Origin of the sequence: Vagococcus sp. WN89Y (genome assembly GCF_052220145.1) — a bacterium.
Lineage (GTDB): Bacteria > Pseudomonadota > Gammaproteobacteria > Enterobacterales > Enterobacteriaceae > Kosakonia.
Genome location: NZ_JBQPOM010000065.1, coordinates 44,833 through 57,688, shown reverse-complemented (window position 1 = coordinate 57,688; position 12,856 = coordinate 44,833). Strand labels below are relative to the sequence as shown.

The following is a 12,856-nucleotide window of genomic DNA, read 5'->3' as shown; positions in this document are numbered from 1 at the left end:
CTTCGGGCACGGTTCGCCGTGCCCTCTGACAAGTTGGCTACCATGCAGGAAAACACAGCGCTTCCCGATACCACATTTCAACTGACCGATGTCTCCTTTAGCGTGCCTGGCCGTACGCTGCTGCACCCGCTCTCACTGACCTTCCCGGCCGGGCAGGTCACCGGCCTGATAGGGCATAACGGCTCGGGCAAATCGACGCTTTTAAAAATGCTTGGCCGCCACCAGCTTGCGTCCGCGGGCGATATTCTGCTCGACGGGCAACCGCTGGAGAGCTGGAGCAGTAAAGCCTTTGCCCGCAAAGTCGCTTACCTGCCGCAGCAGTTACCGCAGGCTGAAGGGATGACGGTACGCGAACTGGTGGCGATTGGTCGTTATCCGTGGCATGGGGCGCTGGGGCGTTTTGGCGTGGCCGACAGAGAAAAAGTCGACGAAGCGATTGCCCTGGTCGGCCTGAAACCGCTGGCGCATCGCCTGGTTGACAGCCTTTCCGGCGGTGAGCGCCAGCGTGCATGGATTGCGATGCTGGTCGCGCAGGACAGCCGTTGCCTGCTGCTGGATGAGCCGACCTCGGCGCTGGATATCGCCCACCAGGTGGACGTGCTGGCGCTGGTCCACCGGTTAAGCCAGCAACGCGGGCTGACGGTGATTGCGGTGCTGCATGATATCAATATGGCTGCGCGCTATTGCGACTACCTGGTGGCGCTACGCGGCGGCGAAATGATTGCCGAAGGCACACCCGACGCGCTGATGTGCGCCGAGACGCTGGCACATATTTACGGTATCCCGATGGGGATATTACCGCACCCTGGCGGCGCGGCACCGGTGAGTTTTGTCTACTGATGGCTGGATTACACACGCTTAGCCGTCGTCGTTTGCTGACGCTGATGGCACTTTCTCCCCTGCTGTGGAAGATGCGCGGCGCGCAGGCGGCGACTATCGACACTCAACGTATCGTTGCTCTGGAGTGGCTACCGGTTGAGCTGTTGCTAGCGCTGGGCATTATGCCCTATGGCGTCGCCGATGTGCCCAACTACAACCTGTGGGTTAATGAGCCTTCGCTGCCGGACTCGGTTATCGATATCGGTCTGCGTACCGAGCCGAATCTGGAACTGCTCACGCAAATGAAACCGTCGTACCTGTTCTGGTCTTCAGGCTATGGCCCGTCGGCGGATAAGCTCGCGAAGATAGCGCCGGGCCGGGGTTTTACCTTTAGCGACGGCAAAAAACCGCTGGCGATGGCCCGCCATTCACTTAACGAAATGGCGCAACTGTTGAACCTTGAGTCCGCAGCGGCGAAACATCTGAATGAATTCGATGCGCTGGTCGAACGTAGCGCGCCGCATTTTGCCCGGCGTGGCGAGCGTCCGCTGTTGATGATAACGCTGCTTGATGAACGTCATGTGCTGGCGTTCGGCCCGAACTGTCTGTTTCAGGAACTCCTTGATGAATTTGGCATTCGTAATGCCTGGCACGGTGAAACCACCTTCTGGGGCAGCGTCGCCGTCGGAATAGACCGGCTGGCGGAGTATAAAGACGCCGACGTTATCTGCTTTGATCATGGCAACGACCGTGAGATGCAAAACGTGATGGCGACACCGCTGTGGCAGGCGATGCCTTTTGTGCGCGCCGGGCGATTCCAGCGCGTTCCCGCCGTCTGGTTTTATGGCGCAACGCTCTCGGCCATGCATTTTATCCGCGTGCTTGATGGCGCGCTGGGAGCACAGGCATGAGCCAGCGCATTTCACGCTTTCCCGCGCTGGTGATTCTGGCGCTGATAGTCGCTGGCGCCTGGTTAACCTGGCACAACCTGAATGTCGCTTTACCACGCAGCCAGTGGGGGCAGGCGCTGCGCACGCCGGACATAAACCTTATTGATCAGATGCTGTTCCATTACAGCCTGCTGCCGCGCCTTACGGTTTCATTACTGGTCGGTGCGGGGCTGGGGCTGGTGGGGGTTTTGTTCCAGCAAGTGTTACGTAATCCGCTGGCTGAACCCACCACGCTTGGCGTCTCGACCGGGGCGCAGTTAGGGATAACTATCACCACGCTGTGGGCGATACCAGGGGTCATGGCCTCCCAGTTTGCAGCGCTGGCGGGGGCCTGCGCAGTGGGCGCACTGGTGTTTGGCGTCGCCTGGGGCAAACGCCTCTCGCCAGTCACCTTGATCCTCGCCGGGCTGGTGGTCAGCCTCTACTGTGGCGCTATCAATCAGCTTCTGGTGCTGTTTCACCACGATCAGCTACAAAGTATGTTTTTGTGGAGCACCGGGACGCTGACACAAACCGACTGGGGCGTGGCGCAGCGTTTGTGGCCGCAATTGCTGGGCTGTGCGGTGCTGACGCTGCTGCTGCTGCGCCCGCTCACGCTGATGGGGCTGGACGACGGCGTGGCGCGCAATCTTGGCCTGGCGCTGTCGCTGGCAAGGCTGGCCGCGCTGGCGCTGGCTATTGCGCTCAGCGCGCTGCTGGTCAATGCGGTGGGGATCATTGGTTTTATCGGCCTTTTCGCGCCGCTGCTGGCAAAAATGCTGGGGGCGCGACGGTTACTGGCGAGGCTGGTGCTGGCACCGCTTATCGGTGCGCTGATCCTCTGGCTTTCGGATCAGCTGGTTTGGTGGCTAACCCGCGTCTGGATGGAGGTGTCCACCGGTTCCGTGACGGCGCTGGTTGGCGCGCCGCTGCTGCTGTGGTTGCTGCCGCGCTTGCGCAGCATGAGCGCCCCGGCGATGAACGCGGGCGATAGCGTACCGGCTGAGCGTCAGCATGTGCAGTGGTTTGCGCTCGGCGGGCTGGCGCTGTTGCTGCTGGCGATGTGGGCGGCGCTGGCGTTTGGCCGCGATATCCAGGGCTGGCAATGGGCGAGCGGCGCGATGCTGGATGAGCTGCTGCCGTGGCGCTGGCCGCGCATTATCGCCGCGCTCACCGCCGGGATGATGCTGGCGGTGGCGGGCTGTATTATCCAGCGCCTGACCGGTAACCCGATGGCCAGCCCGGAAGTGCTGGGTATCAGTTCTGGCGCAGCGTTTGGCGTGGTGGTGATGCTGTTTTTTGTGCCCGGAAACGCCTTTGGCTGGCTGATGCCTGCCGGGAGCCTGGGCGCTGCGATCACGCTGCTTGTTATCATGCTGGCCGCCGGGCGGGGCGGGTTTTCACCGCACCGCATGCTGCTGGCGGGGATGGCGCTGAGCACCGCCTTTACTATGCTGTTGATGATGCTTCAGGCAAGCGGTGACCCGCGTATGGCGCAGATCCTGACATGGATTGCAGGCTCTACGTATAACGCAAGCGGCGAGCAGGTGCTGCGCACTGCGGTGGTGATGGTGATCCTGCTGGCGCTGACGCCGCTGTGCCGTCGCTGGTTAATGATTTTACCCCTCGGCGGGGAGACGGCGCGGGCTGTCGGGATGGCGCTCACCCCGTCGCGTATTGCGCTGTTATTACTGGCAGCGGCACTCACGGCTACCGCAACGATGACGATTGGCCCGCTAAGCTTTATTGGTCTGATGGCGCCGCATATCGCGCGGATGATGGGTTTTCGGCGCACGATGCCGCATCTGGTGATGTCGTCGCTGACTGGGGGGATTTTGCTGGTGTTTGCCGACTGGTGCGGGCGCATGCTGATGTTCCCGTATCAAATCCCGGCAGGGTTGCTGTCGACTTTTATCGGCGCGCCGTACTTTATCTATTTGCTGAGAAAGCAGAGCCGCTAGGGTGTTAAATGCCCCTCTCCCGGCAGGAGAGGGGAGGCGCGTCAGAGTTTGGCAAAGACGCGGCGCGCTGCATCGATAGTGTTATCGATATCCGCTTCGCTGTGCGCAACAGACATAAAACCGGCCTCAAAGGCGGAAGGCGCAAAATAGACACCCTCTTCCAGCATCAGATGGAAGAAACGTTTAAAGCGCTCTACGTCGCACTTCACCACATCCTGATAGCAGGTCACGGCTGGCGCATCGGTAAAGAACAGGCCGAACATCCCGCCGACGTGATTCACAACCAGCGCAATACCGGCTTCCTGCGCCGCTTCCAGCAGACCACTGGCGAGCTGGGTGGTCAGCTCGTTAAGCGTTGCATGCACGCCAGGCTGCGCCACTTCGGTCAAACAGGCGTAGCCTGCCGCCATCGCAATCGGGTTCCCGGACAGCGTACCCGCCTGATACACCGGGCCAGTGGGCGCCAGCGCTTCCATAACATCACGACGCCCGCCGAATGCGCCGACCGGCATACCGCCACCGATGATTTTGCCAAGGCAGGTGAGATCCGGCTCGACATCGTAATAAGACTGCGCGCCCGCCAGCGCAACGCGAAAACCGGTCATCACCTCATCAATAATCAGCAGCGCGCCGAACTCATCGCACAGCGCACGCAGGCCCGGCAGAAACGCTGGCAGCGGCGGCACACAGTTCATATTGCCCGCTACCGGCTCGACGATAATACAGGCGATATCCTGCGGATATTGTTCAAAGGCCGCGCGCACGGAGTCCAAATCGTTATACGTACAGGTGAGGGTATGCTTAGCGAAATCCGCCGGAACGCCCGGTGAGTTCGGCTGACCGAGCGTCAGCGCGCCGGAACCGGCTTTCACCAGCAAACAGTCGGCGTGACCGTGGTAGCACCCTTCAAATTTGATGATTTTGTCGCGCCCGGTAAACCCGCGCGCCAGACGAATAGCACTCATGGTGGCTTCGGTGCCGGAGTTCACCATCCGCACCATATCCATCGTCGGCACAAGCTCCGTTACCAGCGCCGCCATTTTGACTTCCATCTCGGTTGGCGCGCCAAAGCTCAGGCCGCGACTGGCCGCTTCGATGACCGCGCTGCGAATGGCCGGGTGGTTGTGGCCGAGCACCATTGGCCCCCAGGAGCCGACGTAATCGATATAGGCTTTACCGTCGGCATCATAGAGATAAGCTCCGTCCGCCCGCTCGATAAACAGCGGCGTACCGCCTACGCCGGTAAAGGCACGTACCGGTGAGTTGACACCGCCCGGGATAAGCTGGCGCGCTGCGTTATAGAGATTTTCAGACTTACTCATGCTGTCATTCCTGGTTCATGGAAGAATTAATGTCGGCCATTCTATGTGATTACAGGAATGTTTAGAAAGTTTTGGCGGCTTAAAGGGCAAAAATTGCAAGAATTTTAGAGGCGACGTGGCCGCGGCAGGTGGTTAAAATACCCACTCGATTTGTAAAGTTAAGTCAGGGCCTATGAATTCTCAAAACCCTTCATTTGAACAGCAGCAGGTTGAGCGGCAACGGCGCAGGAGCATTCTGGCGCGAATGCTGGAGCGCGATAAGACACCGCTGGTCATTTTAGTGATGGCAGCCGTCGTTGGCACGCTGACCGGGCTTGTGGCGGTTGCGTTTGATAAAACCGTCAGCCTGGTCACTAATGCGCGGATGGGCGCGCTGGCACAGGTCGCAGACAGCGCCTGGCTGGTGTGGCCGCTGGCATTTGTGGCGTCCGCTGTGCTGGCATTCATCGGCTATTATCTGGTGCTACGCATTGCCCCTGAAGCGGGCGGTTCCGGTATCCCCGAAATAGAGGGAGCGCTGGAGGAGCTGCGTCCGGTGCGCTGGTGGCGCGTGCTGCCGGTGAAATTTTTTGGCGGTCTGGGGACGCTCGGCGCCGGAATGGTGCTGGGTCGCGAAGGGCCAACGGTGCAGATAGGCGGCAACATCGGGCGGATGGTGACGGATCTTTTCCGTACCCGCGATGCAGAAGCCCGCCATACCTTGCTGGCGACCGGCGCGGCGGCAGGCCTGGCGGCGGCGTTTAATGCACCGCTGGCGGGCATCCTGTTTATTATTGAAGAGATGCGCGCGCAGTTTCATTACAGCCTCATCTCCATCAAGGCGGTATTCACCGGCGTTATTATGTCGACCATTATGTATCGCCTGTTCAATGAGGATGTGGCGATTATTGATGTTGGCCAGCTCAATAATGCGCCGCTTAATACTCTATGGCTCTACCTGGTGCTGGGTCTTATTTTTGGCTGCCTGGGGCCGTTGTTTAATAGCATGGTGCTGGGTTTACAGGCATGGTTTCAGCGCCTTCGCGGCCAGCACCCGCGCCGCTGGTTACTGGCGGGGGCGGTGATTGGCGGAGGTTGCGGCGTGTTTGCACTGCTGGCTCCGTCGATTGTCGGCGGCGGGTTTGGGTTGGTACCGATAGCTACCGCAGGGAATTATGCCTTTGGCGCGCTGTTGTTTATTTTTCTGCTGCGCTTTGCCACCACGCTGCTCTGTTTCTGCTCCGGCGCGCCTGGGGGGATTTTCGCGCCAATGCTGGCGTTAGGTACGGTGTTGGGGATGGCATTTGGTACGCTCTGCGCGGCACTCTTTCCTGATTATCAACTGGATGGCGCGACGTTTGCCATTGCCGGAATGGGCGCATTGCTCGCCGCTTCGGTGCGCGCGCCGCTGACCGGTATCGTGCTGGTTTTGGAAATGACTGACAATTATCAGCTAATTTTGCCAATGATTATAACCTGTCTTGGTGCGACACTGTTGGCTCAGTTCCTGGGAGGCAAACCGCTCTATTCCGCGATCCTGGCACGAACGCTTGCCAGGCAGGACGCGACAGGAGAAGGTCACTCCCGGCAGGAGAATACTTGAACGATTTAGTAGCGTATCGGATAATAGCTGAAAAGATCGGGTCAATTTTTACCCAGATCGCCGTAGCAATGGGAGTTAGACATGAGTGATGACGTAGCGCTGCCGCTGCAGTTTACCGACGCAGCAGCGAATAAAGTAAAAAGCCTGATCGCAGATGAGGAGAATCCGAATCTGAAACTGCGTGTTTACATCACCGGTGGTGGTTGCAGCGGCTTCCAGTATGGTTTTACCTTTGACGATCAGGTTAACGATGGTGATATGACCATCGAGAAACAAGGCGTTGGCCTGGTGGTCGATCCGATGAGCCTGCAATATCTTGTCGGCGGTTCCGTGGATTATACCGAAGGTCTGGAAGGTTCCCGCTTCGTGGTCACCAACCCGAACGCGACCAGCACCTGTGGCTGCGGATCGTCCTTTAGTATCTGAAGACCTGTTGTCTTTGCGCGAAAAAGGTAGTTGGCCTGGCATGTTTCCGGGCCAGCTACCGTTAGCAAACGATATTTTTTTCTCCGATAATTAACACGTTTTCCTTTTCTCTGTTACTGTAAGTTTCGCCGTATCAAGCATATTTACCCTTCATTGAATTCCTTACATGCCTGAATAAAAAAACGCCATGAATTCATATTCAATATGCTCTCTTTTTTATATGAATTTAAAAATATCCAGGAGATAACACTACCTCGCTTTACAGGAATAAAATATTCAGGGAGTGTCTATGCCTGCTATTACAAATACCGCAACAGGTTCAGGAACATTTAGCGACCATTCATCATCGGAAAATAATCAGCCTCACTCTTCATTTACAAGAAACCTCCTTTCTTCAACGGCCTCAGCAACCGATTTAACACATCATTCCTCTGATGAGTCGCAATGCAACAATGAAACCACAATGCTGCAGATAGAAAATAATGGAGACCCGCCAGAAAATGTGACGAGTCGTTTATTATCGCTTGAAGAATATGAACAATTTGAGTTGCACAAAAAACGCCACTGCTTGCCATCCTGCCAATTTAGTCTTTGGATTGCAAGTATTGCATTAATGACTACAGTCGGTGCGTTTGTCTGGAATCGTTTTAACGCAAGCTCGAATAATCCGCCTGCTGTTGATAACCCACCTTCGCCAGAAAATAAAGATGTGATGCCCAATCACTATTTCCCTGAGACACCGCAACATCCTGTGCTTGCTCCACTCATTTTTCAGGGTGTCACTTTGCATAATAGCAAGGCGCGTGCACATAACCCGCCCTGTTATTTACTTGAGTCAGGCGTAAAAACCAATATTGAAATACCTTGTCATAAAGGCAAGCAAGGGCTGGGGAAAAAGAGATGGTCTGATATTGAGACGCTGCCCGTCTGTATAAAGAGAAAAGTGGTTAAACGCTGTCGGCGTAAACATGTGCGCAGCGGACAAAATCTCGAAAAGCTGGTTATTAGTAGGAAAGGGAAACGATGTGTATGCGCTCCGCAAACACGAAATGAGGAAATCACTACCGCCCGTGAGCCGGATAGAACCCAAACATTTTTCCCCCTTAAAAGAGGCAATGAGTTTCGCTACGTTGATGAGAGAATAGACTCAGTTAGAATAAAAACTAACACCTCTTTAACTGCAACAATACCTGATGAAGTAGCGATCAAAAAGATGTTCGATCAGACGTGCGCTGATGAACGTGATAATCTTAGCGGGGCACAAATATATCGGCAATTTGGCCAGACACTTTCTAACCCAATTTCACAGGCCTATAAGGAGGGGAGGATCGCGTATGAATATGTTATTAAAGAAACCGGCTGCCCTTCACCAGAATCGTTAGAAGCCGTAATGAACATAACTGCTGCTGTTGATTATGCGGTATCGTCGGTGGTATCTCTGCTTCCTGGAACAAAACTCTTAACCGTTGCACAAAATATTATCGCCCCCATATTAGAACTGATAGCTGATGATTTAGAGGGTAAACAACTTGATATTTCAAAGCTGATAAATGTTGATCAGCAAATCATGTTTATGATGCGCCCGGCAATCCCAACAATGAACAGAAACGAGCAGGCTGCCCTTTACGGAAAACTTGCAAAAGGTGTTGATATACCTAAAGCAGAAACCAAAATACTTACGAATCGATATAATTTCCATGAAAATCAGGTGGTTGTTAACGTGGAGGGTAAAGAATACTTATTACATAAAGGGATAGATAATCGACCTTTTGTTGAGCGTAATCGTTTTATTAATTTTAATCATTTAAATAAACGTTGGGATTTTGTTCGCTCAACAGAAGATGATACTTTTTCTAAAGTAAATCTTCAAAACAGAGATTACTATGGTGTATCCCTTGAACAATTGCCTGATAATGCCCGTATCGATTTTAACGAATATGACTTCGTCACAATACGTGCTGCTGATAAGGAAGATATGAAAGGCGTTTTTTTAGGCGGTAAATTAATTCCGGCAGATTGGGATTATGTGGGGAATCAATTCGTCGCGTATACCCATGATGGAAATTATCTTGAACAACGCGTCATTATCTTTGGTAATTATGGCTGGGTATTTGAAAAGCCGTCTGTGCAAATAGATAAAAATCTTCAAATTTATCTCGATAGTTACGAAACAGGCATCGATTATTATCCCGAAAATCACATTTCAGTAATTAATGATGAAAATGGCCTTTGCAGAAGCCAACAGGAAAGTAACTTTATAAAAAAAGATTATAAATATTATGAAGTACGAAAGTCGGGTGGTGAAATTGATACCTGGGTGCTGGCTAATAACCCTTACGTACAAATTAAGCGGGAAAATGGCATATTTAAATTAAAATATGCAGATGATATGCTGTTTGGCTTACAGAGCGAACGGATCCCTGGCGCATTGAACGAGAAAAATGTCTTTTACCTGGAAACCGCAGCGCTGGATTATCTTCAGGATCATGCGGTGATGACACAGGCAGCGCCGGTTCGGGAAATTCGCCCCGGGCTTTATCTCGATAGCGCCAACAAGCCTCTTTTTATTATTAACAACAAAAAGTTCGCCGTTACTAAATACACCGATCGCTATGTTTATCTGCAAAGAGAACAGGATGGGCGCAAAGGTGATATCCTGCTATGGGCTGATAGGGATAGTTGGATTCGTGTAAGAGATGACGAGCGTCTGGCCAGTGAATTTCAGGACGTATCCACTTGCCGTATCGCCAGGTCGCCCGTCAGGACAAAAGAATGCCTGCCAGTGGTAATAGAAACAGATCTCCATGTACGGCTACAAAAATATATCGATAGTAAAACAACCAGTAATCATTACCCGGTACCGGGGTCGCTCAGGCAGTTAAAAACCTATGATACGCCTGCCATATTTCAGGACATTAATACGGGGAAAAATTATTTCCTCTATGCGGGGAATTATTTTGATGCGAAGCTAATTGATACATTAGATGTGAACAACCCGACAGGTTCGCCGATAATTAAAGTGACTGGCAGGGGGAGTTTCTTTAACCGTGAGAAGTTTATTGCAGATATCATTTTAGAACACAAAGAGGAGCGCGTTGAGATAAAAGAAGTTGATACGTTTGTTGCAGAAAAATTGAATGTTAATAAAGATATTGCCAGTTTTTATAATAAAAACCGGCGTTATCGTTATCAGCCATCGATCCCGGCTGTCGAGGATCTGGCTAATGAGGTAGAGGCTTCGGGCGGCACTTTCGTTACCACGCAACCGCAAGAGTCCATAGGCGTTAAGCGAACGCAGGTTGCGTCTGCGCACTATAGCAGGGTGAAAGAAGCGTTATTTCCTGCGCGTATTATTAAAAGTCTTGAACATGAAATCGATTTTAAAAAACTGGATGCTCAGGCCGATCCCCTTGATACACGGATGAAGTTGTCGCAACAGTATATAAAACAAAAATTGCAATATCTGAAAGAGAAAATAATCCCCGCAGTACAAACCTCTTTAAATTATGATGAATATAGCTGGGCAGATACTGGAATGTATTTAAGCCTTTTGCTTGATAGCGGTGATGTTCGTTTCCTTACTGATGCAGGTGAAGCATGGCGGCAGGCGTTAGAACGTCTTGAACGCACAATCGATTCCCAGGAAATATATTTAGTTCGGGCGGTGAATAATTACGCTAAGGCGGCACGGAACCTCGATGCTAATCCTTACCAATCCTCACAGGAAAGGTACGCAGGAAAAGTTCTTATCATGCCAGATAAAGAAGATAACCGTCTCTTTATAAATATCGATAAACTGGGTCTGAGCGAAAATATGCAACAAACTACCGATCATGACCTGATCGGGCTGATGATGGAAGAGATATTTAGTAGCAGTAAACTAAAGAATGATTACTATAACACCGCCAGGGCTAACGGCATTTACCCGTCGGCTCATGATATGGCGCAAGAGATGATTGAAAAAATAGAATTACAAAACTTAACGTCAGCACAGATGAGCAGTTTGAAAGAAATCAGCCGGGCTTATCTTGAAAAGATCCCAGCTTACAGACCTCACATTGAAGGTCTCTTGACCCCACCAAAACTCGCCTATCTCGCCAGAAACGATCGCGGGTATCTGGCGCACTTGTTGCTCCATTCATCATCTTGTTTAACCGCGATGACTGAGGATATTTATAGTCAACTTGCCCAGGCACAGTTTGATTCTGAAAAAAACGATCCCTGGGTAACCAATTATATTAGTAAGCGCGAACTTAATACTGTAAGAAAAGAAGTGGCTATGAGCACGGGGGGACTGGAAATCGATAAATTGTCTGCCTTCAATACCGATGATGTTGATTTGGGTTTCATTATCGGCAAACAGGCTATTTATTATACCGAACCAGGAATAGATCTCCTCTATCGATTAGGGGATAATTATTACCCTGTAGAGTTCGTCGGAAAAAGCAATCGCATTGTCTTTCTCGGTTCACGAGACAAACCCCGCCATGTTTACTATTATAATCCTCTTGATGGCGAGCTCATCCCTCTGCAGAAAGCTTCCTCGTATAATAATCAGTTATCTTATAATCGTCAGCTGGATTTGTATCAAAGCTTCAGTGGCGATACAGGCGAAACGTCAGTATTAAAATATGATACTAAAACAGAGCGTCTGGTTGCGACGGAGGCAAAAAAGATAACGCCGCTGGTTAATAATGTTATTAAAGTCGAGTGCCAAAACTTTGATCTTTTTTACCCTGAGAATGCCGGGAATGAGATATTCCTTGCGGCTCACGGTAGCCAGCAAATTAATTTAAAGGATACGCGAGTGCCGGAAAATGCAAAAATATTTTTTTATACCAAAAGATGGCACTCGCTTAATGGTCATATGGATGACTTAATGGAACTGGTGAAAGGTAAAATAAGCAGCGTAGAAAGTCGGGACAGCTGGGATAAACTTGAAACCTACGATATTACCTTAGATCAGGACTCGCAAATTAATTATTCCTGTCTGGCGCAGGAGTCACACAAGTCTTTGATAAGAGTAAAACCTGGTGCGCAAATATCGTCAAAAGACCTTATTGAAGCGGTTTCAACATTATTTAGTGATAAAAAAATTGATATCCATCTTTATATTTGCCGTAGCATTTGAAATATTTTAACCAGCGGCCATCTGGCAGAAGGATGGCCGCATAATTACTTATGCCCCGCCTCATCCAGCGCAAAAGTCGGCAGTTTCAAATGCCAGCGGATTGCCGCGAGGCGGATAGCCAGCGTTACCACCATCCCCAGCATACTGGCCGATTCCAGCGGCATGGCAAACGTATAAAATGCGGTGGCATGCACAATTCCCCCGGCGATGCAGGCGGTGGCATAAATTTCGGTACGTAAAATCATCGGGATCTCGCGCGCCAGCACGTCGCGGATTATCCCGCCGCCCACGCCAGTCACAACCCCCATACAGATGGCGACCAGCGGCCCGGTACCGGCAAGAAACGCTTTATTGACGCCAATACCGACAAACACCGCCAGCCCAACGGCGTCAAGAACCGGTAGCACCCATTTCGGCAGGCGGCGCGGCTGGCGCACCAGCAAGATAGTCAACATACAGGTCACCATCGCCACCACCAGATCCGTCGGATCTTTAACCCAGAATACCGGCCCATGCGCCAGTGCCATATCACGAATCGTCCCGCCGCCAACGGCAGTCACCACGCCTAATACCAGGACGCCAAATGGGTCCATGCGCAATTTTCCTGCAAGCAGAACGCCTGAGATGGCAAACACGGCAGTGCCGATAATATCCAGCCAGTAGACGAGCATTGGTAAATTCCCCGG

8 protein-coding genes are annotated in these 12,856 nt (G+C 52.0%); 6 read left to right on the top strand and 2 right to left on the bottom strand.

The features are described from left to right. The first annotated feature begins 42 nt into the window (after positions 1-42). From fhuC to fhuB, 3 genes are read left to right on the top strand one after another with little or no spacing between them, the layout of a single operon-like run. The gene (fhuC, locus tag ACTU3N_RS18745; protein WP_443087635.1) at positions 43-840 is read left to right on the top strand and encodes a Fe3+-hydroxamate ABC transporter ATP-binding protein FhuC; all 798 of its coding nucleotides are present in this window, start codon (positions 43-45) and stop codon (positions 838-840) included. After that, positions 840-1,730, top strand: coding sequence for a Fe(3+)-hydroxamate ABC transporter substrate-binding protein FhuD (fhuD, locus tag ACTU3N_RS18740; RefSeq protein WP_443087634.1), 891 nt, complete (start codon positions 840-842; stop codon positions 1,728-1,730). The genes fhuC and fhuD overlap by 1 nt, the downstream gene beginning before the upstream one ends. After that, complete coding sequence (gene fhuB / locus ACTU3N_RS18735) at positions 1,727-3,709, top strand: Fe(3+)-hydroxamate ABC transporter permease FhuB (RefSeq protein WP_443087633.1); 1,983 nt, start codon at positions 1,727-1,729, stop codon at positions 3,707-3,709. The genes fhuD and fhuB overlap by 4 nt, the downstream gene beginning before the upstream one ends. A 41-nt stretch (positions 3,710-3,750) precedes the next feature. Here the strand turns inward: fhuB and hemL are convergent, their stop codons facing one another. Continuing rightward, on the bottom strand, positions 3,751-5,031 hold the full coding sequence (gene hemL, locus ACTU3N_RS18730; protein WP_443087632.1) for a glutamate-1-semialdehyde 2,1-aminomutase: 1,281 nt from the start codon (positions 5,029-5,031) through the stop codon (positions 3,751-3,753). Positions 5,032-5,203: 172 nt separating this feature from the next. Here hemL and clcA point away from each other — a divergent pair, with 172 nt between their 5' ends. From clcA to ACTU3N_RS18715, 3 genes are all read left to right on the top strand, one after another. Continuing rightward, on the top strand, positions 5,204-6,613 hold the full coding sequence (clcA, locus tag ACTU3N_RS18725; RefSeq protein WP_443087631.1) for a H(+)/Cl(-) exchange transporter ClcA: 1,410 nt from the start codon (positions 5,204-5,206) through the stop codon (positions 6,611-6,613). 81 nt (positions 6,614-6,694) lie between these two features. Then, on the top strand, positions 6,695-7,039 hold the full coding sequence (erpA, locus tag ACTU3N_RS18720; RefSeq protein WP_187801359.1) for an iron-sulfur cluster insertion protein ErpA: 345 nt from the start codon (positions 6,695-6,697) through the stop codon (positions 7,037-7,039). Between the two features lie 289 nt (positions 7,040-7,328). After that, on the top strand, positions 7,329-12,170 hold the full coding sequence (locus ACTU3N_RS18715) for a hypothetical protein (RefSeq protein ID WP_443087630.1): 4,842 nt from the start codon (positions 7,329-7,331) through the stop codon (positions 12,168-12,170). 44 nt (positions 12,171-12,214) lie between these two features. Here the strand turns inward: ACTU3N_RS18715 and ACTU3N_RS18710 are convergent, their stop codons facing one another. After that, positions 12,215-12,841 carry a TRIC cation channel family protein gene (locus ACTU3N_RS18710; protein ID WP_443087629.1) on the bottom strand — a complete coding sequence of 209 codons (627 nt, stop codon included), beginning with the start codon at positions 12,839-12,841 and terminating at the stop codon, positions 12,215-12,217. Positions 12,842-12,856 lie beyond the last annotated feature (15 nt).